Origin of the sequence: Thermus brevis (assembly GCF_026427635.1) — a bacterium.
Taxonomy (GTDB): domain Bacteria; phylum Deinococcota; class Deinococci; order Deinococcales; family Thermaceae; genus Thermus; species Thermus antranikianii.
Map to the genome: position 1 here is coordinate 2,181,436 of NZ_CP102606.1, position 24,397 is coordinate 2,205,832.

25 protein-coding genes and 1 tRNA gene are annotated in these 24,397 nt (G+C 65.0%); 10 read left to right on the forward strand and 16 right to left on the reverse strand.

The window, feature by feature from the left end; all coding sequences use genetic code 11:
* Positions 1–87: 87 nt before the first annotated feature.
* From KQ693_RS11755 to KQ693_RS11780, 6 genes are read left to right on the forward strand one after another with little or no spacing between them, the layout of a single operon-like run.
* A complete protein-coding gene (locus KQ693_RS11755) occupies positions 88–891 on the forward strand; it encodes an NUDIX hydrolase (RefSeq protein WP_267261400.1) in 804 nt (267 codons plus the stop codon).
* A 52-nt stretch (positions 892–943) separates the two neighbouring features.
* On the forward strand, positions 944–1,678 hold the full coding sequence (locus tag KQ693_RS11760; RefSeq protein WP_267261401.1) for a hypothetical protein: 735 nt from the start codon (positions 944–946) through the stop codon (positions 1,676–1,678).
* A gap of 12 nt (positions 1,679–1,690) precedes the next feature.
* The gene (locus tag KQ693_RS11765; protein ID WP_267261402.1) at positions 1,691–2,365 is read left to right on the forward strand and encodes a hypothetical protein; all 675 of its coding nucleotides are present in this window, start codon (positions 1,691–1,693) and stop codon (positions 2,363–2,365) included.
* 56 nt (positions 2,366–2,421) lie between these two features.
* The gene (locus KQ693_RS11770; RefSeq protein WP_219758643.1) at positions 2,422–3,213 is read left to right on the forward strand and encodes a fimbrial biogenesis chaperone; all 792 of its coding nucleotides are present in this window, start codon (positions 2,422–2,424) and stop codon (positions 3,211–3,213) included.
* Positions 3,210–3,683 carry a hypothetical protein gene (locus KQ693_RS11775; protein WP_219758644.1) on the forward strand — a complete coding sequence of 158 codons (474 nt, stop codon included), beginning with the start codon at positions 3,210–3,212 and terminating at the stop codon, positions 3,681–3,683. Before KQ693_RS11770 ends, KQ693_RS11775 begins: the two co-directional genes overlap by 4 nt.
* 3 nt (positions 3,684–3,686) lie before the next feature.
* Positions 3,687–6,542, forward strand: coding sequence for a hypothetical protein (locus tag KQ693_RS11780; protein ID WP_267261403.1), 2,856 nt, complete (start codon positions 3,687–3,689; stop codon positions 6,540–6,542).
* Here KQ693_RS11780 and KQ693_RS11785 read toward each other — a convergent pair.
* From KQ693_RS11785 to KQ693_RS11815, 7 genes are all read right to left on the reverse strand, one after another.
* The gene (locus KQ693_RS11785) at positions 6,539–7,096 is read right to left on the reverse strand and encodes a molybdenum cofactor guanylyltransferase (protein ID WP_105316545.1); all 558 of its coding nucleotides are present in this window, start codon (positions 7,094–7,096) and stop codon (positions 6,539–6,541) included. The two genes, KQ693_RS11780 and KQ693_RS11785, sit on opposite strands and share 4 nt — an antisense overlap.
* Positions 7,097–7,098: 2 nt before the next feature.
* Positions 7,099–8,010 carry an NAD(P)/FAD-dependent oxidoreductase gene (locus KQ693_RS11790; RefSeq protein WP_267261404.1) on the reverse strand — a complete coding sequence of 304 codons (912 nt, stop codon included), beginning with the start codon at positions 8,008–8,010 and terminating at the stop codon, positions 7,099–7,101.
* Between the two features lie 12 nt (positions 8,011–8,022).
* Complete coding sequence (locus KQ693_RS11795) at positions 8,023–8,358, reverse strand: hypothetical protein (RefSeq protein WP_267261405.1); 336 nt, start codon at positions 8,356–8,358, stop codon at positions 8,023–8,025.
* Positions 8,359–8,367: 9 nt separating this feature from the next.
* The gene (gene miaB / locus KQ693_RS11800; RefSeq protein WP_267261406.1) at positions 8,368–9,690 is read right to left on the reverse strand and encodes a tRNA (N6-isopentenyl adenosine(37)-C2)-methylthiotransferase MiaB; all 1,323 of its coding nucleotides are present in this window, start codon (positions 9,688–9,690) and stop codon (positions 8,368–8,370) included.
* A gap of 167 nt (positions 9,691–9,857) precedes the next feature.
* A tRNA-Met gene (locus KQ693_RS11805) sits at positions 9,858–9,934 on the reverse strand.
* Between the two features lie 47 nt (positions 9,935–9,981).
* Entirely contained in the window at positions 9,982–10,431 is a 450-nt protein-coding gene (locus KQ693_RS11810) for a YbjN domain-containing protein (RefSeq protein WP_054392036.1), read from the reverse strand.
* Positions 10,432–10,487: 56 nt separating this feature from the next.
* Complete coding sequence (locus KQ693_RS11815) at positions 10,488–11,600, reverse strand: NAD(P)/FAD-dependent oxidoreductase (protein ID WP_267261407.1); 1,113 nt, start codon at positions 11,598–11,600, stop codon at positions 10,488–10,490.
* A gap of 61 nt (positions 11,601–11,661) precedes the next feature.
* Between KQ693_RS11815 and icd the strand changes: the two genes are divergently transcribed.
* A complete protein-coding gene (gene icd / locus KQ693_RS11820) occupies positions 11,662–12,939 on the forward strand; it encodes an NADP-dependent isocitrate dehydrogenase (RefSeq protein WP_267261408.1) in 1,278 nt (425 codons plus the stop codon).
* Between the two features lie 40 nt (positions 12,940–12,979).
* Here the strand turns inward: icd and KQ693_RS11825 are convergent, their stop codons facing one another.
* The 5 genes from KQ693_RS11825 to KQ693_RS11845 all read right to left on the reverse strand — a co-directional run bounded on the left by KQ693_RS11825 (position 12,980) and on the right by KQ693_RS11845 (position 18,318).
* Entirely contained in the window at positions 12,980–14,767 is a 1,788-nt protein-coding gene (locus tag KQ693_RS11825) for an RNB domain-containing ribonuclease (protein WP_267261409.1), read from the reverse strand.
* Between the two features lie 84 nt (positions 14,768–14,851).
* A complete protein-coding gene (locus KQ693_RS11830; protein ID WP_267261410.1) occupies positions 14,852–15,658 on the reverse strand; it encodes a hypothetical protein in 807 nt (268 codons plus the stop codon).
* 9 nt (positions 15,659–15,667) lie between these two features.
* Positions 15,668–16,633, reverse strand: coding sequence for a hypothetical protein (locus KQ693_RS11835; protein WP_267261411.1), 966 nt, complete (start codon positions 16,631–16,633; stop codon positions 15,668–15,670).
* Between the two features lie 23 nt (positions 16,634–16,656).
* The gene (locus tag KQ693_RS11840; RefSeq protein WP_267261412.1) at positions 16,657–17,457 is read right to left on the reverse strand and encodes a hypothetical protein; all 801 of its coding nucleotides are present in this window, start codon (positions 17,455–17,457) and stop codon (positions 16,657–16,659) included.
* A gap of 3 nt (positions 17,458–17,460) precedes the next feature.
* Positions 17,461–18,318, reverse strand: a complete 858-nt coding sequence (locus tag KQ693_RS11845) for a hypothetical protein (protein WP_267261413.1) — start codon at positions 18,316–18,318, stop codon at positions 17,461–17,463.
* 431 nt (positions 18,319–18,749) lie between these two features.
* Between KQ693_RS11845 and KQ693_RS11850 the strand changes: the two genes are divergently transcribed.
* Positions 18,750–20,465 (forward strand): M3 family oligoendopeptidase, encoded by a 1,716-nt coding sequence (locus tag KQ693_RS11850; protein WP_267261414.1) that lies wholly within the window; start codon positions 18,750–18,752, stop codon positions 20,463–20,465.
* A gap of 14 nt (positions 20,466–20,479) precedes the next feature.
* Positions 20,480–21,535: a tRNA pseudouridine(13) synthase TruD gene (gene truD / locus KQ693_RS11855; RefSeq protein WP_267261415.1), complete on the forward strand. Its 1,056-nt coding sequence runs from the start codon at positions 20,480–20,482 to the stop codon at positions 21,533–21,535.
* A 25-nt stretch (positions 21,536–21,560) separates the two neighbouring features.
* On the opposite strand, the gene KQ693_RS11860 is transcribed toward truD, so the two are convergent.
* Genes KQ693_RS11860 through KQ693_RS11870 form a run of 3 tightly spaced genes read right to left on the reverse strand, consistent with a single transcriptional unit; the run spans position 21,561 to position 23,018 of the window.
* The gene (locus KQ693_RS11860; protein ID WP_015717738.1) at positions 21,561–22,001 is read right to left on the reverse strand and encodes a hypothetical protein; all 441 of its coding nucleotides are present in this window, start codon (positions 21,999–22,001) and stop codon (positions 21,561–21,563) included.
* Positions 22,002–22,023: 22 nt separating this feature from the next.
* Complete coding sequence (locus tag KQ693_RS11865; protein ID WP_015717739.1) at positions 22,024–22,389, reverse strand: alpha/beta fold hydrolase; 366 nt, start codon at positions 22,387–22,389, stop codon at positions 22,024–22,026.
* Positions 22,386–23,018, reverse strand: coding sequence for an alpha/beta fold hydrolase (locus KQ693_RS11870; protein ID WP_015717740.1), 633 nt, complete (start codon positions 23,016–23,018; stop codon positions 22,386–22,388). Before KQ693_RS11870 ends, KQ693_RS11865 begins: the two co-directional genes overlap by 4 nt.
* Before the next feature lie 21 nt (positions 23,019–23,039).
* Here KQ693_RS11870 and KQ693_RS11875 point away from each other — a divergent pair, with 21 nt between their 5' ends.
* Positions 23,040–23,444, forward strand: coding sequence for a PaaI family thioesterase (locus tag KQ693_RS11875; RefSeq protein WP_015717741.1), 405 nt, complete (start codon positions 23,040–23,042; stop codon positions 23,442–23,444).
* Here the strand turns inward: KQ693_RS11875 and KQ693_RS11880 are convergent.
* The gene (locus KQ693_RS11880; protein WP_267261416.1) at positions 23,427–24,389 is read right to left on the reverse strand and encodes a dipeptidase; all 963 of its coding nucleotides are present in this window, start codon (positions 24,387–24,389) and stop codon (positions 23,427–23,429) included. The genes KQ693_RS11875 and KQ693_RS11880 overlap by 18 nt on opposite strands.
* Positions 24,390–24,397 lie beyond the last annotated feature (8 nt).

The window sequence follows — 24,397 nt, forward strand, 5'->3', positions numbered from 1 at the left end:
AAACCATTCCCGTGTCAGAAAAGCACATCTTCCCTTAACGCTTCCTTAACGCCCTCTTATCTAACCTCCGGGGCGGAAGGAGGTGAGATGGTGAGGCTTGGGCTTTGGACGTGGCTTCTCCTGCCCCTCATCCTGGGGGCAGCGGGGCCCCAAGCCTCCGTGCGGCTGGAAGTTAGGATTCCGGAACGCGCGGCCCTGGTGTTGGAACCCCCGGCAGTGGGGGGCAGGGTGGCAGGTCCCTTGTGGGCTGGCAAAGGGGATGGGGGAAACCCCAGCCAGCCCCCTTACTGTCCCCGGGACCCCAGCGACCCCACCCTCTGCCTGCGGGATCCCGTGGTGGTCTTTGACCTCAGGTGCGCCACCTTAGGCCCGGTACCTCCCCATTGCGTGGGCCTTTACGGCGGGGATGGCCGTTTTCTGGACGAAGACGGGCGCCCTTACCCCCCTCTTCTCCTGGATGGGGATGGCCGGGTGATCCCCGGCTCCAAGCGCTTTCCCCAGTACTTCACCCATCCCTCCATGCGGCTTCACGTTTTCACCCAAAGGCGGCACTGGGCTTTATCCGTGGCCTTTGAGACCGAACCCACCAGTCCGGATGGAAGGGTGTTGGACGCCACCCACTTTGCCATGCACTCCATCCTCACGGGGCGGGGAGGCCTTCCCCCCACCCCCCACTGGAAATGCCTGGCTTACCACCCGGACTGGGACCGCCCGCCCTCCCACATCTGCCCGGCTCCCTCCGGACCCGACGGCGGGGTGCTCTTGGAGGAGGTCACCGACCATCCCGGGGGCTGGCAGTCGGTCACCTTGGGGATCAAGCTCCGGCTGGACGGTTCCGAAACACCAGGGGAGTACGAGGGTTGGCTGGTCTACACCTTGACCCTCTTGTAGGAGGTCTTTCGGCTCTAGGCCCTCGAGTTCAGCGGAAAGAAAGGAGGACACCATGAAGAAGTGGCTGGTCACGGCTTTAGCTCTGGCCCTGGCAGTGGGCTACGCCCAGGTGAACTTCCCTTCGGAAGGCGACCTGGACGGGAACGTGGAAGAACTTTGGGACGACAACCACGACCAGGCGGCGGTGAAGGAGAAGGTGAGGGTCATCATCCCGCCCCGCTACGCCCTGCACCTCACCGAGGACGAGTGGGATCTTAACCTCAACACCCCTCCGGAAGCCCCGGGAGATTGGTCTTACAGCCCCGCCAATCCTGTGCCGCCCGAAGGGTGCTACCTGGTGCCTAAGAAGGTGAAGACCTGGGAACAACTCCAGACTTACATCCAAAACGGTGGCGTTTTGCGCCCCATCGGCGCCTACCCGGCGGCCAAGGACTATAATGGGGACGGCAAGCTCTCCAACGATGAAAAGGGTACCTTGCTTTGCGTGAACCATAAAATTCTGCAGAAGTTCTCCAACGACCCCGATGGCTGGCAGCTTAGCGTATCCCTGACGGGCGTACCCGCAAGCGGCTTCGGCTGGTTCGGCCTGGCGGACTTCATCAACAACAGGCGCCAGGGTGGCTTTGCCACCAACAGCCTGCCCTCCGGCCCCCACGGGGTGGCCGAGGACACTCACCCCACGGGCGGCTGGCTGGACGATCTGATCGTGGAGAGCTTCTGGTTTGACGGCTCTGAGCTGGACGGCACCTACACCATCGATGTGACCTTCACCCTGGCGGGTCTCTAAAGGAGGTAGGCCATGCGGAAGCTTTTCCTTCTAATGGTCAGCGGGCTCCTGACGCTGGCCTTGGCCGCCGGGGAGGCGTGGAGCATTGACTCCCAGCAGGCAAGCCTCAGCGAGCGCATCAACCTCACCATCCCTCAACGGGTGGCCCTGCACCTCACCGAGGACGAGTGGATCGTGGATCTGAATAACCCCATGCCCGGGGAGAACGGGGAGGGGTGCTACCTGGTGCCCAAGGGCTACCAAGGTACGCTGCAAGACGCCATCGCCGCTGCCCTGGGCGACCACTTCAAACCCATCGACACCTACCCCGCCATCAAGGACCTAAACGGCAACGGAAAAATTGACGAGGGCGAAAAAGGCACTATCATCTGCCTCAACCAGAAGGTACTGCAGAAGTTCTGCAACAACGGGGACGGCTGCGAGCTGGACCTCAAAGTGACCCGGACCCTGGGCGGGTCCCACTACGGCCTGAGCGGGGTGGTGGAAAACGCTCCTGACCTTCAGTACACCAAGTTTGTCCAGTTCAACGGGGCAGACGACGGCACCCCCTTGGAACTTCTCAAGGTCCTGGGCCAGCGCCTCCCCGGCTGGCTGGATGACCTCATCATCGAGGCCTTCTGGTTTGACGGCTCCGAAGTAGCGGGAACCTACGAGTTCAACTTCCTCTTCCAGCTCGCAGCCCTCTAGGCTCCCAGGCTGCCCCCGGGTTGGCCGGGGGCAGCCTTTTGCCCTAAAATTCCAGTATGAGAAAACTCCTTCCCCTGATGATCCCGATGATCCTCCTGAGCCAGGCCCAGGCCCAGACCGGGGTGGGGGTAAGCCCCCCCAGGGCCCTTTACCCCGCCACCCCCGGAACCAGTCTAACGGGAAGCATCCTGGTGGACCACCCGGGCCGTAGCGGCACCCTGCAGGTGGAGGTGGTGTTGCAGGATGTGCTGCTACAGGCGGATGGCAGACCCCTCTACCTGGACCCGGGAAGCCATCCCCGCTCCCTAAGCCGCTGGCTTTCCGTAAGCCCCCTCACCTTCCTCCTTCAACCCCAAGCCACCCAGGAAGTGCGCTACACCGTGCAGGTGCCCCCAAGCGTCCAGCCTGGCACCTACTGGGGCATCGTCTTCTTTGAATCGGCCCCTGCGGGAAGCCGGCAAGGCGGGGAAGGCTTGGGTATCCGGGTGAAGACCCGGGTGGGGCATGTGGTCTACGTGGAGGTGGGGCAGGTGAGCCGCTCGGGGCGGATCCAGGGCTTCCGCTATCAGCCGCAAAGCCGCGAGGGCCCGGCCCAGGTACGCCTGGTCTTTCAGAACACGGGCACCGGGCTTCTTCGCCTGAAGGGTCGGGTGGAGGTGCGGGACCTTCAGGGCCGCCCCCTGGCCCAGGCGGAGGTGCCGGAAACCGCAAGCCTCCCCGGGGCTACCCACGAGCTTCCTGCCCCCCTGGAGAAACCCCTTCCTCCTGGGCGCTACGTGGTGCTGGCGGTTTTGGACTTTGGGAGCCCCAGCCTGATCGCCGGGGAAGGACGGATTGAGGTGAAATGATGCGACTTCTGGTCCTTGCTCCCTTCCTTGCGCTGGCCTTGGCCCAGGTTCCCATCGGGGTGAACCTTCCGGAAGGTACCAGCCTTTCCCTGAGCGCGGAGGAAGTCCTCTTCGACCTCACCCAGAGCACCTATCCCCCACCCAGTTTCCCCTACACCTACGCCCCCACCCTTCCCCAAGGCCCCCTCACCCTGAGGCTGTTCACCAACCTCGAGGGGGGCTTTGCCGTGGAGGTGGAGGCCACGCCTCTCCTGGCGGAAGGCGGTGCGGAGATCCCTCCAGGCCAGGTGGAGTACCGCTTAAACGGAGGCCCCTGGATTCCCTTGGGCCCCAAGGTGGTCCTCCTCACGGGAAGCGGACCCACCCCGGGCTACCAGAGCTACGTGCTGGAGTTCCGGCTGGTGCTCACGGGACGGGAGGTGCCTGGCGTATACCGGGGTAGCCTCCTTTTCACCCTGAGCCGGCTTTAGGCCATGCGGGCCCTGGCCCTTCTCCTCCTTTTGGGCTTTGGGGTGGCCCTCGAGGCCCCTGAGGTCCTGGAAGCCCAGCAAGGAGGCTTCCTAAGCGTGCCCGTGCGGGGGGAAGGGGAAGTGGTGGCGGTGGAAGTGCCCAAAGGACTCGTCCCCCTCTCGCAAGAGGTCGTAGGGGAAGGGGTACTGAACTTCCTGGTGGGACCGGAGGCCCTGGCGGGGGAACACCCTTTGGTGCTCAAGGATAGCCGGGAGACCCGCACGGTGCAGGTGCGCATCCTGGTACGGGCAGGAGTGGAGCTGAGGGTTCCCCCTGGCGGCGAGGGCGTGGAAGGGGAAAGCCTGAGCTACACCTTGAGCGTACGCAACACGGGCAACGCCGTGGACCGGGTGCGCCTCGAGGTGCGAAGCCTTCTTCCCTACCGGCTTTCCCAGGAGGTTCTGGAACTGGCCCCGGGGGAGGCCAAGGAGGTGAGCCTGGAGCTACGCCTCGTGGGTCGCAACCGGGACACGGCCACAATCCTCGCCTACTCCAGCCTGGACCCCAAGGTGCGGGCCTACGGGGTGATTGAAACCGTTATCCAGCCCTTCGCCGGGGCGGAAAAGCTTTCCCGACAAGCCCTCTTCTACCGGTTTGGCCTCACCGCCCGCTACAGCCAGGAAGGTGCAGGCTACGCCCTTACCCTTTCCTTAGCAGGAGCGCTTTCCGACTTCGTGCGCTTAAGCTCCAGCCTGGGCCTTAAGACCGAAGGGCTCGCCGGCGAAGCCTTCCTTTTCGGGGAAGACTTCTCCCTGGGTTTTCGCGCTTACCCCGGGGTCTACCGGCTGGAAGGGGAACTTGGGCCCTTCCGGGGCTATGCCGCCTGGGCTGGGGGCGGGCTGAGCCTGGGGGGAACCTACGAAGAGGGTCCCCTGCGGCTCGCCACCTACCTGAGCACCCTGGGCCAGCGCTTCAGCGTGGGCTACGCCTTCCAGGAAGGCGGGCTCACCCTGGTGCCCTACGGGGCGGTGAGCCGCCGGACCGACCCCGAGGCGGTGCGGGCTGGAGCTGGCCTCGAGGGCAAGCTGGAAAACCGGGAGCTGAGCCTTTCGGGGAGGCTTGAGTACCTGGAAGGCCTCAGGCTCCGCCTGGGCGGAGCCAGCCGGAGCCAGGACCCCCTGGGCTTCAAGGGGGAGGTGGCCTACGAGGGAGGAACCTGGCAGGGTTCGGCCACCCTCACCGAGCGCCTGGACGAGGCCACCACCCATAGCCTCACCTTCCGCCTGGCCACCACCTATGGCCTCCTCTACACCCTGGCCTACCGCCCCTTAAGGGAGCCCTTCTCCGTAAGCGGCACGGTGGGAACCCAGGGAGGCCTGGTCCTTGGCCTGGCCGCCCGCTACCGGGAAGGAGGGCTTGAACTTGGCGGAAGCCTGGGGCGGAACCCCACGGGCCCCTACCTGGGCCTTTACGCCAGCTACCGGGAGCGGGACTATGCGTTGCAGCTTGGCTACACTGCCGCCGAAACCCGGCGCCTCCTAGCTTCCATCCAAGGTACTTTTCCTCCGTGGGAGGGAAGCCTGGGCCTGGGGTACGACGTGGAACAAAGGCGCCTGGAGGGGCGTTTTGGCCTGGCCTACCGGGAAGGGACCTTGGGCCTGGGCTTGGAAGGCCGGTACGCCCAAGGAACCTTGAAACTGGCGGCCTTGGGGGCCCTGGAGATCAAGGGCGGGTTTGACACCCCCGAGGAAGTGGTCCAGGCCTTTGGCGGCCGGGCCACGGGGTATGTGGAGGGCCTAGTCTTCCACGACCGAAACAGGGACGGGATAAAGGGTCCCGACGAACCTCCCCTGCCCGGAGCAAAGGTTCGGGTGGGGGGCCTGGAGGCAGTGGCCGACGCAGGGGGCCACTACCGCCTGGAGCTTTACCCCGGAAGCTACCCCCTGGAGGTAGGAGGCCTCGAGGCCAGCCTGGCCCTGCGCCGCAGGGTGGAGGCCAAGGTGGAAAGAGGCCTCACCCTACCCCTGGATCTACCCGTGGAAACCGTGGTGGGCCTGATGGGCCAGGTATTTTTGGACACTAACCGGAACGGTATCAGGGAGGAAGGCGAACCTCCCCTCCCCTACGCCCGCATCCGCCTCCAGGGTGTGGAATCCCGCACCGCCACCGCCGATGGGCGCGGGGCCTTCGTGATAGGAGGGCTTTTGCCAGGCACCTACACCCTCAGCCTGGATCCCACCAGCCTGGACAAGCTGCAGGAGCCCGGGGAACCCGTATCCCTGGCCCTGGAGCCCGGTCCCCTACCCCAGGTGCTCCTGGCCGCCAGACCGGTGGTGCGGGAAATCGTGCACACCCTCACCGAGGAAAGCCTGGCCCTGGTTCTAGAACCCCTGCCCACAGTCCTGCCCCCAGGGGCCGAGCTTCCCCTAAGGGCCCACGTCCAGGGAAGGCCGGAAAGGGTGTGGGCGGAGTTGGCGGGGCAGACCTATCCCTTACAACCCATGGGGGAGGGGCTTTTCGGGGCCTACCTTTCCGTGGAAGGACAGGGAAGCCACGAGGTCAAGGTGGTGGCCGAGGGCATGGGCGAGCGCACCGAAACCTCGGCCCTCCTCACCGTGCGGCCCGGTCCCCTGGCCACCCTTCAGGCCAGCCCCGCCCTCCTGGACCCGGGGGAGGAAGTGCGCCTCGAGGCCCGCCTCCTCCGAAGGGCAAGCCGGGTGGAGGTGCGGCTAGGCCCTCTGATCGTCCCCTTGGAGAAGGTGGACGACTTCACCTACCGAGGCACCCTCCTGGCCCCTAAGACCCCGGGAGCCTACGAGCTGGAACTCTACCTGGATGGGAACCGGGTTCACACCGCCCGCATCCGGGTGCGGGACTAGGGAAGCTCCTCCTTGCGGTTGGCGTTCAGGAAGACCTGGGCGCCGAAGCGCTCCACCACCTCCTCCGCTGGGATATAGGTGGCCCCCAACACCTCCATCACCCGCCTCAGGAGGAAATCCCCTTCCCGGATCTGCCGCTCCACCTGGGGAAGGCAGTCCTTGTGGTAGAAGGCCATGAGGGGCTCGAGGTGGCCTTCCGGGTTGTAGGCCACCACCACCGGGTGAGGGGAGGCCAGGGCGTGCTCATAGAGAAAGGCCCAGTATTCCGGCCTCAGAAAGGGCAGGTCCGTGGCCGCCACCGCCACCCAGGGGTAGCGGGCGTGAAAGAGGGCGGAGTGCAGGCCGGAAAGGCTATCCGCCCCCGGAAGCAGGTCGGGATACACGGGCACGCCAAAGCCAGGATAGGGCCGGCTGGCCACGATGAACCGCTCCCCCGCCTCCTGGAGGCTATCCAAAACCCACTGGATCAGGGGCTTTCCCCGATAGGGGTAAAGGGCCTTGTCCTCCCCGAACCTGCGGGAAAGCCCCCCGGCGATCACCGCCCCCGAGTACACGCCTACCATCCTAAGGCCTCAAGAAGCCTTTCCCCCAGCCAGGGGGCGTAGAGAAAACCCGTGGAGCCAAAGCCCGTCAGGGCAAAGCCACCTTCCACGGGAAACAGGTAGGGAAGGTCCACACCACCAGGCGGAAGAGAGTGGTCCAACCGGAAGCGCACTCCCCGCCATGCGGAGGCCACCAAAGGGCGGTAGCCCAGAAGGTCTTCCGCGCCCCTTAGAAGCCATTCCACCTCCCCTTCCGTGGGAGGGGGAGCCTCGGGATCAGAACGATGGGGGAGGTAGCTTCCCCCTAGGGCGCTTCCTGCCAGGTAGACCCGGTAGCTGATAGCCCGGGGGAAGTAATCCAGCAGGAGGAGGACCAGTCCAGGGATGTGCCGCCCCTCCAGGCCCAAAAGATGGGCTCCCTGCCCACCCCCTGCGTAGACCAACACCTCCCCCCTTATCCGCCCTCCTCCTTCCAGGAAGAGGTAGGGGGACTCCCAGGCCAGAACCCGGGACCTGAGAACGCCAACCCCCTCCGAGAGCTTCTCCAAAAGGGGCCTGGGCTCCAGCCAAAAGGCCTCTTCCAAAAGGACCCCCTCTCCTTCCCAGGAATGCTTTAGCCCCCCAAGTCGGGCCGCCACCTTCTCCCTCTCCCCTTTCGGCACCGGGCGATAGACGCCCAGGTGCAGGGGCACAAAGCGGCTGTAAAAGCGAAGGGCCGCCTCGAGGGCCTCCTCTCCCTTTCTCGCCAGGGTAAAGCGCTTCCCCCGCAAGGGGTTCACCAGGGCCACGGGCACCCGGCTTGCCTCCCCCAGGCCCTGGGCCACCACCCGCACCCTAAGGCCTCTTTCCTTGAGAAGCCAGGCGGCGGTAAGCCCCGCCACCCCGGCTCCCAGGACCACCGCCTCGGCTTCCTCCACCTTCCTCATCCCCTGCTGGGGTCAGAAGCGAAAGCCCTCCCCCTCCCTCCGGCACAAACCCCTGGCCGCCAGGCCCTCCAGGAGGCGTTCCGCTTCGTCCTGGGGGAGGAAGGCTCCAAGGTCCTTCGGGCTCAAGAACCCCCCCTTCCGCCAGGCTTCCCTCATGGCCAGGCGCTCCAAGGCTGCCCGCGAAGGCCCCTTGGCCAAAAGCCTTCCCTGCCAGCGGAATAGGACCAGATACAGAAGATAGGCAAGAAAGGCTGCCAGGACAAGCCCCCAAAGGGCGAAGCGGGAGGCCGCATAAACAAGAAGGAAAAGGGCCAAGGCACCGCTAAAGGGGAGGAAGTGCTCTCGCATGCTGCCCCCTCAGGCCACGGGCAAGGGGATGGGCGCAGGCTCCCTGGCCCCCACCACCTCCCCAAAGAGCAGGTGCGGGGTGGCCTGCTTGATCTCCACCTGGTAGAGCCCCGGGGTGGGAGCCTGGTGGGCGGGAACCAGCACCGGATGGTTCCCGCGGTCGTGCCCCTGCACGTACCCTTCCTCCTTGGCCGCTCCCCGCACCAGAACCTCCACGGTTTTCCCCACCCACTCCAGGTTGCGGCGGTAGCTCCACTCCTTCTGCTTTTCAATGAGGCGCTGGAGCCTCTCCACCTTCACCTCGCGGGGCAGGTCCTGGAAGTGCTTGTAGGCGGGGGTACCGGGCCGAGGAGAGTAGATGAACATGTAGGCCTGGTCGTAGCCCACCTCGTCGTAGAGGGAGAGGGTTTCCTGGAAGTCCTCCTCCGTCTCCCCGGGGAAGCCCACGATGATGTCCGTGGAAAGCACGGCATCCGGCAGGACCTCGCGGATCCTCCTGATTCTTTCCAGGTACTGCGCCCGCCGGTACTCCCGGGCCATGCGCCTAAGCACCCGGTCCGAGCCAGACTGCACGGGCAGGTGGATGTAACGGGTGATGGCAGGGGTTTCGGCAATGGCCTCGATGATGTCGTCGGTGAAGTTCACCGGGTGGCTGGTGAGGAAGCGCACCCTGGGAATGCCCATCTGCCCCACCATCCTCAGGAGTTCGGCGAAGGAGGGGAAGCCCGGCTGGTCCTTGCCGTAGGAGTTCACGTTCTGCCCGAGGAGGGTCACCTCCACCACCCCGGCCTTCTTCAGGGTTTCGATCTCCTTCAGGATCAGGTCCGGGTGGCGGGAAACCTCAGGGCCCCGGGTGGTGGGGACGATGCAGTAGGTGCAGTGGTGGTTGCACCCCCGGATGATGGTCACGTGGGCGGAAAGCGCTCCCCTGGGAGGCGGGGGGATGTAGTCCAAAAGATCGTCCTTGAAGGTGAGGTCCCAGAAGCGCTGGTTCCCCTTCAAGGCCTCGGGCAAGGAGGTCAGGGCCCCGGGGCCCAGGAGAACATCCACCCCAAACTTCCGGGCCATCTGCTGACCCTCGTCCAGCTGGGCCAGGCAGCCCATGAGCCCGATGAGGAGCCCTCGCCTATCCTTCTCCTTCCGAAGCTGGCCTAGAAGGGAGCGCACCTTCTCCACGGGCTTCCCGCGGACCGCACAGGTGTTCACCAGGACGAAGTCCGCCTCCTCCACCGAGTCCACCAGCTCCCACCCCAGGCTCACCAGCTCGCTGGCCACCAGGTGGGAGTCGTACTCGTTCATCTGGCATCCGAAGGTAATGATGTGGGCGCGCATAAACCTCCTGGGGCGGCCGGGGGGATCCCGGGCCCCGTGGTTTCCAGTGTAGCAACCTCGAGGCCCTCAAGGCCAACCCCGGTCCCTGGATTCCTCAGCCTCGAGCCCCCCAAAAGGCCACACCCCCCGGCCACGTTACCGGGGGGTTAAGCCTCGCATCCCGATGCTGGTGGCGGCGGTGGGACTCGAACCCACGACACCACGATTATGAGTCGTGTGCTCTGACCACCTGAGCTACGCCGCCACGGGCGCACCAGGCAATCCCCATCTTAGGGGAGGGCCCCCAAGCGGTCAAGGTTCAAAGCCGATGTGATCCATGAAGTCGGGGAGGATTTCTTCGGCGAAAAGGTCCAAGAAGGCCCTTACCGCCCCCAGGCTCACCCCTCCCGTGAGGTCCAGGTCCGATTCCACCCACACGGTTCCCTCCTCGTCCAAAAAGGCCCGGCTAAAGCGGCGGTCCCGGTTCCAGGCGTTCACGGCCTCGAGGTCCGGCACCTCGTCCAGGGTGAATCCGGCGCTTAGGGTCAGAACCCCGCACCGCCCCTCCTGGCAGAAATCCAGGTAGAGCCAGACCTTAGTCAAGCCAGCCATCTCCAGACGGAACTCCTGGGCATCCGTCTTCTCGTAGGCAAGACCCGCCTGCTTGAGAATCCCTTCCACCTCGGCCGGGGTCAAGCCCTTGACCACGGCCTGCCCCAAGGCCAATCCCCAAAACAACAATCCCGCCAGCAATATTCTCATAAAACCCCTTTTCCGTCCCGGTGGGCCCGTAGGCGACCTTGCAGGACACCCCCAGCCTACACGATCCCCTTCTCCTTCAGGAAACGCCCTTCCCGGAAGCGATCCAAGCGGAACGGGGTTATATCCAGGCTCCTCGCCTTCCCGTGGACCACTTCCTCCGCCATGAGCCTCCCCACCATGGCCGCCTGTTGCACCCCGTGGCCGGAAAAACCCGCCGCCACCAGAAGCCCCTCCTCCACAAAACCCAGGATGGGGTTGGCATCCGGGGTCATCTCGTAGTAGCCCCACCAGCTGGCCCTTCGGTCCAGGGCAAGCCCTTCCAGGAAGGGAAAGCGGGAAAGGCCCGCCTCGAGGGTCGGCGCCAGCCATCCCCAGTCCATGCCCTCGGAAAAACCCGGGGGCTCATCCGGGTTGGACCGGCCCATGAGCACCCTCGCCCCCTCCGAGCGCAGGTAGAAGCCCGTGGCCAGGTCTATGGTGAGGGGAAAGGCATGGGGAAAGGGAGCGGGGGCCGTGGCGAAGACCATGCGGCGCACGGGCTGGATGGGAATCTCCAGGCCAAGCCTTTTCCCCACCTCCCCCGTCCAGGCCCCGGTGCAAAGGAGGAGAAAGGGAGCCTCGTACGCCGCCAAGGGGGTTTCCACCCGCCATACCCCCTTCTTTCTCCAGGCGGCCACGAGGGGCTCGGAAAAGCGCACCCTGGCCCCAAGCCGCCTGGCCTCCCTGAGGTAGTGGGCGGTAACCCCATGGGGGTCTATGACCCCATCCATGGGACCGAAGGTGGCGTAGGCCAAGCCCTCCTCCCGGAAGGGCACGTGGGATTGGGCCTCCTTTAGGGAAAGCTTCTCCACCGGCACCCCCAAAGCCCGCTGGGTAGCCAAGGCCTCCTCCTGGGCTTCCTTCAGGGCCTCCGGCACCAGGAAGAGGTAGCCGATGGGCCGGTAGCTGGCCTCCGGAATCCTTTGGTACTCCAGGATGGAGTGGTAGGAAAGAAGGATGTTTAAGGGCTCGGAGAACTGCACCCGCACCCCGGCGGCGCTCTTTCCCGTGGAGCCCTGGGCAAAGGTGGCCTCCCTTTCCAGAACCAGGACCTCAAGGCCCGCCTCCGCCAGGCGGTAGGCACAGGCCGCCCCCACGATTCCCGCCCCCACCACCAGGACCTCGGGCATGGCCCCAGTCTAGGACACTTTTCCCTCGGGAAAGGGGTATGCTATGGCCCGGAGGTCAGGTATGGCCTACAAGCACATCCAAATCCCAGAGGGCGGCGAAAGGATCACCATCCAAAACGGGGTTCTCCAGGTGCCGGACCAGCCCATCATCGGCTTCATCGAAGGGGATGGGACGGGGCCGGACATCTGGAGAGCCGCCAGGCCCGTCTTAGATGCCGCCGTAGAAAAGGCCTACGGGGGAAAGCGCAAAATCGCCTGGGCGGAGATCTACGCCGGGGAAAAGGCCAACCAGGTTTATGGGGAGCCTGTATGGCTACCCGAGGAAACCCTGGACTTCATCCGCGAGTACCTGGTGGCCATCAAAGGGCCCCTGACCACCCCGGTGGGCGGGGGCATCCGCTCCATCAACGTGGCCCTAAGGCAGGAGCTGGACCTTTACGCCTGCGTGCGCCCCGTGCGCTGGTTCAAAGGGGTACCCAGCCCGGTGAAGCACCCCGAGCTGGTCAACATGGTCATCTTCCGGGAGAACACCGAGGACATCTATGCCGGGATTGAGTGGCCTGCAGGCAGCGAGGAGGTGCAAAAGGTCCTGGACTTCCTCAAGCGGGAGTTCCCCAAGGCCTACGCCAAAATCCGCTTCCCGGAGACCTCGGGGATCGGGATCAAGCCCGTCTCCAAGGAGGGCACGGAGCGCCTGGTGGACGCCGCCATCGCCTACGCCATCAAGGAGGACCTGCCCAGCGTCACCCTGGTGCACAAGGGCAACATCATGAAGTTCACGGAAGGGGCCTTCCGGGAATGGGGCTACGCCCTGGCCCGGGAGAAGTACGGGGCCACGCCCCTGGATGGCGGCCCCTGGCATGTGCTGAAAAACCCCCGGACCGGCCGGGAGATCGTCATCAAGGACATGATCGCCGACAACTTCCTGCAGCAGATCCTCCTTCGCCCCGACGAGTACTCGGTGATCGCCACCTTGAACCTCAACGGGGACTACATCTCCGATGCCCTGGCCGCCCAGGTGGGTGGTATCGGCATCGCCCCAGGGGCCAACATCAACTACCAAACGGGGCATGCGGTCTTTGAGGCCACCCACGGAACCGCGCCCAAGTATGCGGGCCAGGACAAGGTGAACCCCTCCAGCGTCATCCTCTCGGGGGAGATGATGCTCCGCTACATGGGCTGGAACGAGGCAGCAGACCTCATCATCCAGGCCATGGAGCGCACCATTGCCAAGGGGCTTGTTACCTACGACTTCCACCGCCTCCTCCAGGCAGAGGGTAAGCCCGCCACCCTCCTTAGGACCAGCGAGTTCGGCCGGGCCTTGATCGAGCACATGTGATACCACTCGCCCACGGGCCTCGTCCAGGAAGGTTCGCAGGCTAGAGAAGGGTGAAGCGGGCCTCGAGGCGAGGGAGGTCCGCCTCCAGAAAGCGGAGGCGGACCTCGGTGTCCAGGGGCAGGGGTTTGCTGAGGGCCACCTGGGCAGTCAGGCCCAGCTCCGGCAGGAGGAAAATCCCCTGCCCTCCCCTTTTCTCCACCAGGATTCCCCTTCCCTCGTACCCCTTCTCCATCAGGTAGACCAGGATCCAGTGGAGCTTGCTCTTCCTCTCCGCCTCCCGCACCAGGTCGGCCATGGCCTCCGCCGCCCCCACCCGTTGCAAGAGCTCCTCCTGGGAAAGGGGCTTCTCCCCTTTCAACCAAGCCTTTAGCTGCTGGTGGGCCACCAGGTCCAGGTAGCGCCTTAAAGGGCTCGTCACCTGGGCATAGAGGGGAAGGCCCAGGCCCCTGTGGGGTGCGGGCACGGCCTTGAGCTGGGCCCTCTTCAGGGCCTTACGTTGCTCCCACATGGCGCTAAGCCCCTCCCCTTCCACCCGCCTGGCGGGAGCCTCCTGGGTGGCGAAGGGGAAGGGCAGTCTCTCCCTGAGGGCCAGGTGGGCGGCGGCATAACCCGCGAGATGCATGGCCTCCTGGACCCAGATGCGGCTTTCGTAGGCCTCGAGGGGACGGATCCTTACCTCCTGGCCCTCCAAGCGCACCTTCACCTCGGGTAGGCGGAGGTCCAGCCCCCCTTGGGCCAGGCGCTTCCGCCGGAAGGCCAAGGCCAGGTCCCGCATAGGGGCAAGCTCCTCCACCCCCAGGGCCTCCTGGTAGCTGAGCCTTCTCACCCTTACCCAGCTTGGGAAAACCTCCTCCTCCAGGATCTCCCCTTCCCCGGAAACCTTGAGGCGAAAGGTCAGGGCCGGGGACACCTCCTTCAGGCCCAAGCCCAGAACCCAGGTGGCCTCCTGGGGCAGCATGGGTACCGTCCCCTCGGGCAGGTACAGGTTGGCCCCCCGGCGCATGGCCTCCTGGTCCAGGGGGCTAAAAGGCTCCACCAAGGCCGCCACATCCGCCACATGCACCCAAAGCTGGAAACCCTTGGGTACCCTTTCGGCATAGACGGCGTCGTCCGGGTCCTGGCTTTCCTCGTCGTCGATGGCGTAGGCGGGGAGGTGGGTCAGGTCCACCCGCTTTTCCTGGGGAAGGGCAGGTAGGGGAAGCTCAGGAGGAACGAGGATAAGCCCAAGCCGCCTGGGATGGGGATTTTGCCGCTGCCACACCCCGAGGCTTAGGAGAAGGCCGTGGGCGGCCTCAGGAGTTTCGGGAAGGCCCAGGGCTCTGAGCACCCGGCTTTCCCTTCTTTCCCCCAGGGCCATGGCCTCCACCTCCTGGATTAAGGGACGGTCCTCGGGGGCGGGCACCCCTTCCCTAAGCCGCCTTACCCCCTCCTGGAAGCGCCGCTCCTGTTCCTCCCGCTTTCTCCTGGCCTCGAGGAGGGCCTCCACTTCCTCCCGGGTGCGGGCCCGGACCCTTTCCCCCTCCAGGAGGAAGCGCTCCCCCCTTTGCGCCAGAAGATAAGCCCCGAAAGCGGTCTCGGGCGTGTACGCCCCGTAGACCAGCTCGGCCAAGTCCTTGAGATCCACCACCTGGCCCTGAAGAAGCTCCCAAGCAGCCTCCTCCTCGCCCTCTGGCGGGTTCAACTCCAGGGAAGCGGGCCCGGGATGAAGCCAGTGGACATCCTTGGGACGCACCTTGACCCGAGCCCCATCGGGCAGGGTGAGCTCCAGACGGTCCCCCTTTTCCACCGCCAAAGCAGGCCTTCCCTTGTAGACCACCAACGCGGCCACGCCCCTAAGGATACCCCAGGGGCTACACGCAGCCACTCCAGGAACCCGGGCAAAAGGGCACCCCCATTACGCAAAAGCCGCCCCCTATCCGTGAACCCGCTCCTCGAGGGGGCCAAAGGGGCTATACGCCACCGCCCATCCAGGCCTACCCCGACCGATGTTGAAGGCGGTGATAAGCGGGTAAACCAAAAGGAGCATCCCCAAAAAGGGCAAAGCCAGGAAGAGCAAGGCTAGGGGACTGGAAGACCCCGCCGCCTGAGGCCCCAGGAAGCCAAGGCCAATACAGCCTATGCCCGCCCATGCCCAGGCGGAAACCTGGCGGTAGCGCTTCCTGGCTTCCTCCCATGCTCCTTCCAACTCTGCGGGGGGATGGAGAAGGCCATTGAGCCAGGCCAGCCCCCGGGCTGAGCCCAGGTATTCCCGTAACCCCGGATGCTCCTTCCAGTCAAGGCCCAGGTGGAGCAGAAGCAGATCCCAACCGGGCAGGTCCAGCCAGAGGGGTACCTTTTCCTCCCCGAAAACCAGCTGGAAAAGCGGGCTGGTGCCCAAACGCCAGCCCAGGCGAAGGCGGTAGGGATTCAACCTCCCCGGCCGCACCTCCCACCGGGTCCAAAGACCCAGGGGCCCCTCCACCCCGGAAAACCTCTCCTTGGGGTATAACCGGCTCCCCACCCTGATCCCCTCCGGCTCCAAAGCCACCGTAAAGGAGGAGCGCAAAACGGGGGCGAGGGCCGTGGAGAAAAGATAGAAGGCTGGCGGAATGGCCATCAAGAGGAAGGGAAGGCCCCCTTCCCCGCTTAAGGCTAGAAAGAAGCCCGTGGGGAGCGAGAGGGCAAGAAGGCGCTTCCACGCCGCCCATCGTTGCCATGGCCGGTAGCTTAGGGTTTCCACGGCACCTCCCTACTCCCCGCTGTAATCCCCCCACTCGTGGAGCAGGCCCGAGGGACCCTCCCAATAAAGGTTCCCCTCCTCGTCCTGGTGGGTGGGCTCTGGGGTTTCCCTGGAAAGAAGCTGGCTCCACTCCTCGGCCATCCAGGTGTTGAAGTCCCGATGCTCTTGCAGGCTCTCGTCCAACCCTGAGGAATCCAAGCCCCCACCTGGGAGGTCCATGGGCAGTTCTCCCCCAGGGATATCCCCGGCTCCGTAGCCATAAGGGGACCCTGAGAAATCCCCCCCACCCGAAAACCCAGGGGAATAGGGCCCCCCACCCATAGAGGGCCCCCAGGGCACGGACGGGGAGGCAGGCCCAGAAGCCCCATCCCCTCCAGCCCCCGGGCCCAAGCCCGGCCCGGGCTGGGCCACCGGGCTGCTTCCCCCCACCCGCATGGAGGCCAAGACCGCTGCCACCTGGGGCCGGATCTGGGTTAGCTTGCCCACCTCCCCGGTGAGGGTAAGCTGGTACCCCTCCTGGCCCAGGACAAAGGCCCAGACCCAAAACTCCAAGCTCCGTCCCCCGTACCGCCCCTGCCCGGCAAAGGCCACAGCCTCCACGCCCGCCAAGGGGACCACCTGGACCGGCCCCGGGACAAACCCCTCCACCCCCTGGGCGTTCCGCCAGGCCACCACCTGGGCGTACTGAAGGGAGTTCATGGGCTGGGGAAGGGGTTCCACCAGGAGGGTCAGGTTTTCCCGGAAGGCATCCTTAGGACCCTCCAGGGGGCTTAGAAGAGCCCATCCGCCCTGCACCTCCTTGGCTTCCCACCTCGAGGGCACCTGCAGGCGCACCTGCCCCACCTGCACCTCCTCAGGCCCCTGGGGAAGAAGGTTCCCCACGATGCCAAGCACCACCACGGCGGCGAAGAGAAGAAGGAGCCAATCCCGCCCCCTGCGCGGCCAAAGAAGCTTCACCTTTGGTTTTTCCTGCATGCCCTGTCCCTCTGCTTCCATACCTACCCCCTTATTCCCCCGGCTTCCTTTTGCCTGAAGGGGTTGTACGCCTCGGCCCACCCGTCCCGGGGAGACTTGCCACCGAAAAGAGCGAGGAAGGCATAGCCGCCGAGGGCCACCCCCACCCCGAGAAGGGCAAGGCTAGCGTTTTCGGGAAGCTGGGCCTCGAGGCCAAGGGCCGCTCCCGCCAACCCTACCCCGATCCACAGCCAGGCAAAAAGCCTTTGGTAGCGCCTGCGAGCCCTTTCCCACTCCTCCTGTACCTCCGCGGGAGGGTACAAAAGCCCGTTCAACCAGGCCAGACCGCGCACCGAGTGGAGGTACCGCACCAGGCCCGGTTGCTCCTTCCAATCCACACCCATGTGGGCTAGCATCCGGTCCCAGCCCGGCAGGTCCAGCCAAAGGGGCACGCTTTCCCTCCCCATGACCAGGTGGAAAAGGGGTCCTGCGGACAAGCGACCCACTTCTATCAACCTCTGCCACTGGGCCTCGGTGCCTCCCCCAGGAAAGGGCCCCTCCACCCACGCCAAGCGGTCCTTCGGGTAAAGCCTTCCGGCCACCCGAATCCCCTCCGGCTCCAAAACCACCTGGAATCCCGAGCGCAGAAGAGGCCCCACGGCGGACGGGTAAAGGAAAAGCCCCACCAAGAAGGCGATCAACCCCAAGCCCAGCCCCAACCCAACCTCCCCATCCTCCACCGCGCCCATACCCAGCCAGAGAAGGAACCCCATGCTCAAAAGCCCTAAGGCAAGCCGACCCAAAGCCGCCCGCTTTTGCCAGGGAGCGTAGGCCAAGACCTCCATGCCTCACCTCACCCGAAAAAGAAGCAGTTTTTCCAGGTAATAAGTGGCATGGGCGCTTCCTGACTCCCGGGCAGCCATCTGGTAGTGGTATTTCAGCATCCGGGTGCTGGGATCGTAGCCAAGGGCCTCGGCCCAGCCCGAGGTATACGTGCGCCCACTCGAGCCCCCTTCGGCCAAATACCCAACTTCTACTACCCCATCCCCGTCAAAATCATCCTGGAGCCGGCCTGGGAAATAAAACTTAGCGCTTGGAGGCATTCCAGGTAGGGGAGATTCCTGAAGCATGAGAAGATAGGGCTTATCCGGGAATACGGGGCACACACCATCCATGGCCGGCTGGCCATTTGGATCCAGGATCTCGCAAGAAGCATTCACCCAGTAGGTCAGCAAGGCCTGGCCTTGGGGGTTATAGGTAACCCCCCGGTAAACGCCTTGCTGCGTCCGCTCCAAGGTGGAAAGGAGACGGGGTGCGATAGGCGTTTGCCGGATCACCTGGCCCGTGCGCACATCCCTTTCCCGGTCAACCCCTCCCATCACCTCCACCCGGTAGGAAGGCCTGGTAAGGACAGGCTTTGACGGAGCTGGGTACCCGGCGGAAGCCGCAAAACTGCAAGCCATGCCTGTCATGGGGTCCATCCGCGGGGCGTAGGGCCCTCCACACGTGGCTACAGCCACCTGCTGCAAGCAGTACACATAGGCCTTACCCCCTTGGACCAGATAGCCCTGGCACTGGGCATGGGCCTGGCGCCGAAGGTCCTCGTAAGGACCGAAGCTGGGAGGGTAGCGCACCTGCTGCGCCAGGGCTAAAAGGAGGAAGAGCCCCCAAACGCCAAGCCAGCCGCCTCCTAGCCGCCTCTTCATAACCTTCCTCCCGATCCTCTGAGGCAACTTCCCTGCCGGCTGGGGCAGGTACAAGGACCCCGCGAACAAGCCAGCTGGAAGAGCTTTTCCAGAAACATGCCAAGCCCGAGAACTCCCTTCCGGCCTCCAAAAACCCTGTCTCTCATCCCGCCTTCTCCTCCTGGGAAGAGGGCTCGAGGAGCTCACCTTCCTCCTGGGCTCCGGGAGGACTAGACGGCTCGTTTCCCTCACCTCCTTCTTCCTTCTCATCAGGCACCCACCCCAACAGGGGAAGATCCCCCAAAGCCCTCTGCCACCGCCTATCCTTGGGCCCACAATCCGCCGCTGCGCGGGACATGCCCGACAACCTGCCACCCCCTCTTCCTACTTCCCACCCTATGGATGCGGCCTTACAGATTCCTTAAACGGATGGGGGCGATATAGTGGACGGCATGGAGTGGGACCTTTCCGACCTGTACCTTAGCCCTGAGGACCCAAACCTCGAAAGGGACTTGGCCGAGGCTCTGAACCTCGCCAGCAGCCTGGACCCCAAGGACCTCCTCCATCCCAGCCAGGCGGAAGGCCTTTTCCGGCGCTACGAGGAAGCCCTGGAGAAAGCCTATAAGCCCTTGAACTACGCTTCCCTTTACTTCGCCACCCGCACCCAGGACCCTGTGGCCAAGGCCCTTCTGGACCGGGTAAGGAACCGCTACACCGAGGTGCGAAACCGCCTGGTGCCCCTCGAGGTGGCCCTGCGCAAGCTTCCCGAGGAGGCCTTCCAGGCCCTCTTGGAGCACCCCGGCCTTGCCGATCTCCGCCACTTCCTGCAAAGGCAGAGGGCCTTCGCCCCCCACACCCTTTCCGAGCGGGAGGAGGAGCTTTTAAACCTCAAGGGCCTGGTGGGAAGAAGCGCCTGGAGCCAGTTTTACACGGAATACACCGGCCGCTTCCGCTTCCGGGTGGGGGAAAGGGAGCTTACCGAGATGGAGGTGCGGGCCCTAAGGCGGGACCCCGACCCCAAGGTGCGGCGGGAAGCCCACCGGGAGCTATACGGGAAGCTTATGGCCGAAGCCCCCACCCTAAGCGCGGTGTTCAATGCGGTGTTCCTGGACTACCTCCAGGATCTTCGCCTACGGGGTTACCGCCATCCCCTGGAGCCCGTGGCCCTCAGGGACGAGGTGGAGGTAAAGGACATCGAGGCCCTCCTCGAGGCCACCCGGGCCCACTACCCCCTGGTGGAGGCCTACTACCGCTGGAAGGCAAGGCGGCTGGGCCTGGAGAAAACCCCAAGCCCGGATCTCCTGGCCCCCTTGGCCAGGGAAAAACCCAAGGTGCCCTTTGAGGAGGCCCAGGACCTGGTCCTCACCGCCTTCCACCGCTTCTCCCCCGAGCTGGGAAGGATCGCCCGGGAGTTCTTCGAAAAGCGCTGGATCGATGCCTACCCCAGGCCGGGCAAGCGGGGTGGGGCCTTCTGCTCGGGCGGGCTTCCCTCCACCCACCCCTACGTCCTCCTCAACCACACCGACGACCTGGACGCCGCCCACACCCTGGCCCACGAGCTTGGGCACGGGGTGCACTTCTACCTGGCCAGGAAGCAACGTCTCCTGAACTTCGGGGCCTCCACCCCCCTGGCGGAAACCGCCAGCGTCTTTGCGGAGATCCTCCTGGACGACCTCCTCTTGGAAAGGCTTTCCCCGGAGGAACGCACCCTGCTTTTGGCCGAGAGGGTGGAGGATGCCATCGGCACCCTCTTCCGCCAGGTCATGTACACCTTCTTTGAGCGAAGGAGCCTCGAGGCCCGCCGGGAAGCCGCCCTTTCCCCTGAGGCCTTCCACGGGATCTGGCAGGAGGAGCAAGAAAGGCTTTACGGGGATGCCGTGGAGTGGACGGAGCTGGACCAAGCGGCCTGGGCCGGCATTCCCCACTTCGTCCACTTCCGCTTCTACACCTACAGCTACGCCCTTGGGTATCTGGTGGTGCTGGCCCTCTACGGCAAGTACCAGGAGGAGGGGAAGGCCTTCGTGCCCAAGTACCTGGGAATCCTCGAGGCGGGGGAAAGCCAAAGCCCCAAGGAGATCCTGGCCCAAGCCGGGGTGGACCTGGCCTCCGAGGCCTTCTTCCGGTACGGCTTCGGGGTCCTGGAGTCTTGGCTAAAGGCCCTTCCCTAAGCCAAAATAAGGGGATGGACCTCGTCTTTCGCCCCGGGCGCTACCCCTACCTCACCCAGGATCTTCCCGGCGTGGGGGGTACGATCCGCCTCCTTCCCCAGGACTTCCAGGTGGAGGAGGTGCCCGCCTACCTGCCCAGCGGGGAAGGGGAACACCTCTACTTCCTCCTGGAGAAGGAAGGCCTAACCACCCGCCAGGTGGTGGAGTTTCTGCGGGACGAGGTGGGGGTCCCGGAAAAGGAGATCGGGGTGGCGGGGCTAAAGGACAAGCGCGCGAAAACCCGGCAGTGGTTCTCCATCCCCCGCAAACACGAGGATGCCCTCTGCTTGCTGGAAAACCTTAAGGGAACCCGGCTTCTGGAAGCCAACCTGCACACCAACAAGCTGCGCACGGGCCATCTCAAGGGAAACCGCTTCCGCATTCTCATTCGCGGGGCCCACGATGTGGAGAGAGCCCGGGCCATCCTGAAGACCCTCGAGGCCAAGGGCATTCCCAACTACTACGGCCCCCAGCGCTTTGGCCTCGGCGGGCAGAACCCGGTCAAGGGCTATGAGCTGGTGAAGAAGGGTAAGGGAAGGGGAAATCCCTGGCTTAAGCGCTTCCTGATTGGAAGCCTGCAAAGCCTCCTCTTCAACGACTGGGTGGCCCTAAGGATGGAAAGGGGGCTTTACGACCGGGTCATCCCCGGGGACTGGGCCAAGAAGCACGCCACCGGGGGGGAGTTTCTGGTGGAGCGGGAGGAGGAGGCGGAAAGGGCCTTGAGGCTGGAAATCAGCGCCACCGGGCCCCTCTTCGGCAAGAAGTACCCGGAGGCCCAGGGGAAGGCCAGGGCCCTGGAGGACGAGATCCTGGCCCGCTATGACCTGAAGCGGGAGGAGTTCCGCGCCCGCCGGGGGGCCAGGAGGCCCATCCGCATCCCCCTTACGGAGTGGACCCTGGAGGAAACCCCGGAAGGGCTTTGGCTGACCTTCTTCCTGCCCAAGGGCAGCTACGCCACCAGCCTCCTAAGGGAGGTGATGAAGGTGGAGGTGGATGCACCGGAAGAGGAAGAAGCCCTGGGGGAGGGCTAAACCCTCCCCCAGCCCTGGGTAGCCGCTAGAAGCGGTAGCCCACCTTGAGCTGGGCCGCCAGCTTGCCAGCGGCGACACCCAGGTCCCCGCCCAGGAAAAGCGGCGCCCCTAAGGTAGCCTTGAGGTCATACTCGGCATCCGCCCGGAAGTAGAGGCTGGTGTTGCCGAACTGGAAGCCAGGGATGACCACCCCAAGCCCCACGCCCCCCTTCAAACCCTCGGCCAGGGGGTAGAGGTAGCGGAAGAGGAAGGCCCCGTTCCAGTTTCCGTTCACGTCATAACCCACGTCCAAAGCCGGCCGCACCTCCCCCACAGGGGGCTGGAAGAGCTGGCAGTGCCAGGAGGCCTCGAGGCCAAAGCCCTGGGTACCCCCCACCGCCGCCAGGGAGGGCTTTAAGTTCTCCACGGAAAACTGCGCCAGACCCAAGCCGAAGGCCACCATCAAAACACCCAGAATCCTCCGCATACCCATACCTCCCCTGTGCATACTACCCCATACCCATGACACTTTTCAAGCCTTCCTCTAGGGAAACTCCAGAGAACACCTTATACCCCCTATCCCTAAGCACCTCACCCACCGCCTCCCCTATTCCCCGGACCAGGATGGGAGGAGAACCCAGGTTGAGCATGACCAGAAAACCCACCACGTACTCAGCCAACTCTTCCGGGGCCATCCTGGGCCCGCCCGTGCGGCCGTAGCCCGGGAGGTCCAAAAGATAGAAGGTATACCCCTCCGGAAGAACCTCGGGCCAGGCCCTTGCCTCCTCCGCCAGGAGGAGCACCCCTGGACCCCTTCCCACCCGGTCGAAAACCAGGTTGAGCCCATAGAGGTGAAGGTACCCGGTTCGCCTCATAGGGCAAGGCCTCCGGGCAAGGGACGGAAAGCTTCCCCCAGGAGAAAATCCGCCACCAGGTCCACCACCTCCTCCCTGGCCTCCCAGGGCACCAGGTGGCCCGCCTCCTCCAGGGTGAAGCGCAAGGCCTCCCCCTTGGCGAAGTCCGCCACCTCCCTGCCGTAAAAAGGCGGGGTAAAGGCATCCCAGGCCCCCTGGACCACCAGGATCCGGGCCTCCGTGCCCCTAAGCCAGCGGCGCTCATCGGAAAGCCCTTCCATAAGGGCCAGCCAGGCCTGCACCCCTTCCTCCGAAAGCCCTTCCTTCCAGGCGGCGAAGATCTCCTCGCTCCCCACCGCCTTTGGGCCGAAGAAGAGGGCCCGGCCCACCTGGGCAAACCCCTCCTTCCCCCGGGCCTCGAGGCCCAGCCTTAAGGCCGCAAGCTTGGCGGAAAGAAGGGCATCCCGCCGCAGGATGGGGGAAAGGAGCACCAGGCTTCTCGCCCCCTCCTGGAAGGCCACCTTCAAGGCAGCAAGGGCCCCTTCCGCAAAGGCGATCAGGTGAAGCCCCTCCTCCGAGGGGAGGTCCAGGAAAAACTCCAGCCCCGCCGGGGGGGAAAGAAGCCCAGGAAAAAGCCGTATCTCGCCCACGCCCCCTTTATACTCCAAGGCATGGAAGGAAAAACCATTCCCCAGCGGGAAACCCTGGATGCCACCTTGGGGGTGCGCTACCTGAAGCTGGAAAAGGAGGAGGTGGTGGCCGAGCTGGAGGTGACCCCCAGGGTGCACCAGCCCTTTGGCTTCCTCCACGGGGGAGCCACGGTGGCCCTGGCGGAAAGCGTGGCCAGCGTGGGGGGATTCCTCAACTGCCCGCCAGGGCATGCCGCCTTCGGCCTGGAGATCAACTGCAACCACATCCGCAGGAAAAGCCAGGGCACCATCCGGGCCGTGGGCAGGCCCCTGCACGTGGGCCGCACCACCCAGGTGTGGGAGGTCAAGGTCTACGACGAGGAGGGAAAGCTGGTGGCGGCAAGCCGGTGCACCCTGGCGGTGGTGCCCCTAGAACCAGGAGCGTAGCCAGCGAAGCCAGTTCTCCCCCAGGAACGCCTCGTCCCCTAAGGACCAAAGGTCCCGGTGGCGGTCCAGCCCCAGGGGAACCGCCTCGAGGCCGAATCCCCCATCCCAGTCCGTGCCCAGGCCCACCCTCTTGGGGCCCAGGAGGGCTTCCGCATGGACCTTGTGGCGGAGAAAAGCCTCCAGGGGAAGCCTGGGATCGCCCCGCTTCCAACCGGGGTCCAAGAAGGCGTTGAAGGGCACCAAGCCCAAAACCCCATCCCGCTTCCTTAGGGCCTCCATGAGCCGGTCGGAGAGGTGGCGGGGGGAGGGCATCAGGGCCCGGGCGTTGGCATGGGTGGCGCACACCGGGCCCGAGAAGACCTCCAGGGCCTGGAAGGCGGCTTCCTCCGCTAGGTGGGAGAGATCCAGGGCCATTCCCAGGCCCTCCATTTCCCGCAAAAGGGCTTTTCCCAAGTCGGTCAGGGGAGCCTCCTCGGCGTTGCCCCCTGCGTAGGCATTCCGGGTGGCCCAGGTGAGGGAAAGCATCCTGAGGCCCCTTTGCCGCAACGGAGCCAACTCCTCAGGGGAGGCGAGGGCATGGGCGCCTTCCAGGAGGAGCACCAGGCCCGGGATCCGGTCCTCCCGGTGACGGGCGAGGTGCGCCTCCAGATCCCTTCCGTGGCGGAGGATCCTCATCCATCCCTTGGCCTCCCAGGCCTCGTAGAGGGCCAGCTGGGCGTACACCTCCTCCTGCCAGTCCTCGAGGCCCCCTTCCCTGGGGTCCACGAACAAGGTGGCGAAGGCCACTGCCACCCGGGCCTCCCTAAGGCTTTCCAGGGTCACCAAGGGGGTTTCGGGATGGGGGTCCACCTCCCTAAGGCGGTCCAGGGGTAGGGAGAGGTCCCGCTCCAGGATCCGGGCGTTGTAGGCCAAATCCAGGTGGGCGTCCACCATGACGGGCTCCATAGGGGAAC

What these genes read in the sequence shown, in the direction of transcription:
- KQ693_RS11770 (WP_219758643.1), top strand. Translation starts at nt 2,422, where the DNA reads ATGAGAAAACTCCTTCCCCTGATGATCCCGATGATCCTCCTGAGCCAG.
- KQ693_RS11760 (WP_267261401.1), top strand. Translation starts at nt 944, where the DNA reads ATGAAGAAGTGGCTGGTCACGGCTTTAGCTCTGGCCCTGGCAGTGGGC.
- KQ693_RS11795 (WP_267261405.1), bottom strand. Translation starts at nt 8,358, where the DNA reads ATGCGAGAGCACTTCCTCCCCTTTAGCGGTGCCTTGGCCCTTTTCCTT.
- KQ693_RS11850 (WP_267261414.1), top strand. Translation starts at nt 18,750, where the DNA reads ATGGAGTGGGACCTTTCCGACCTGTACCTTAGCCCTGAGGACCCAAAC.
- icd (WP_267261408.1), top strand. Translation starts at nt 11,662, where the DNA reads ATGGCCTACAAGCACATCCAAATCCCAGAGGGCGGCGAAAGGATCACC.
- KQ693_RS11810 (WP_054392036.1), bottom strand. Translation starts at nt 10,431, where the DNA reads ATGAGAATATTGCTGGCGGGATTGTTGTTTTGGGGATTGGCCTTGGGG.
- KQ693_RS11765 (WP_267261402.1), top strand. Translation starts at nt 1,691, where the DNA reads ATGCGGAAGCTTTTCCTTCTAATGGTCAGCGGGCTCCTGACGCTGGCC.
- KQ693_RS11755 (WP_267261400.1), top strand. Translation starts at nt 88, where the DNA reads ATGGTGAGGCTTGGGCTTTGGACGTGGCTTCTCCTGCCCCTCATCCTG.
- KQ693_RS11790 (WP_267261404.1), bottom strand. Translation starts at nt 8,010, where the DNA reads ATGAGGAAGGTGGAGGAAGCCGAGGCGGTGGTCCTGGGAGCCGGGGTG.
- KQ693_RS11775 (WP_219758644.1), top strand. Translation starts at nt 3,210, where the DNA reads ATGATGCGACTTCTGGTCCTTGCTCCCTTCCTTGCGCTGGCCTTGGCC.
- KQ693_RS11875 (WP_015717741.1), top strand. Translation starts at nt 23,040, where the DNA reads ATGGAAGGAAAAACCATTCCCCAGCGGGAAACCCTGGATGCCACCTTG.
- KQ693_RS11780 (WP_267261403.1), top strand. Translation starts at nt 3,687, where the DNA reads ATGCGGGCCCTGGCCCTTCTCCTCCTTTTGGGCTTTGGGGTGGCCCTC.
- truD (WP_267261415.1), top strand. Translation starts at nt 20,480, where the DNA reads ATGGACCTCGTCTTTCGCCCCGGGCGCTACCCCTACCTCACCCAGGAT.
- KQ693_RS11845 (WP_267261413.1), bottom strand. Translation starts at nt 18,318, where the DNA reads ATGAAGAGGCGGCTAGGAGGCGGCTGGCTTGGCGTTTGGGGGCTCTTC.
- KQ693_RS11865 (WP_015717739.1), bottom strand. Translation starts at nt 22,389, where the DNA reads ATGAGGCGAACCGGGTACCTTCACCTCTATGGGCTCAACCTGGTTTTC.
- KQ693_RS11880 (WP_267261416.1), bottom strand. Translation starts at nt 24,389, where the DNA reads ATGGAGCCCGTCATGGTGGACGCCCACCTGGATTTGGCCTACAACGCC.
- KQ693_RS11840 (WP_267261412.1), bottom strand. Translation starts at nt 17,457, where the DNA reads ATGGAGGTCTTGGCCTACGCTCCCTGGCAAAAGCGGGCGGCTTTGGGT.
- KQ693_RS11835 (WP_267261411.1), bottom strand. Translation starts at nt 16,633, where the DNA reads ATGCAGGAAAAACCAAAGGTGAAGCTTCTTTGGCCGCGCAGGGGGCGG.
- KQ693_RS11860 (WP_015717738.1), bottom strand. Translation starts at nt 22,001, where the DNA reads ATGCGGAGGATTCTGGGTGTTTTGATGGTGGCCTTCGGCTTGGGTCTG.
- KQ693_RS11815 (WP_267261407.1), bottom strand. Translation starts at nt 11,600, where the DNA reads ATGCCCGAGGTCCTGGTGGTGGGGGCGGGAATCGTGGGGGCGGCCTGT.
- miaB (WP_267261406.1), bottom strand. Translation starts at nt 9,690, where the DNA reads ATGCGCGCCCACATCATTACCTTCGGATGCCAGATGAACGAGTACGAC.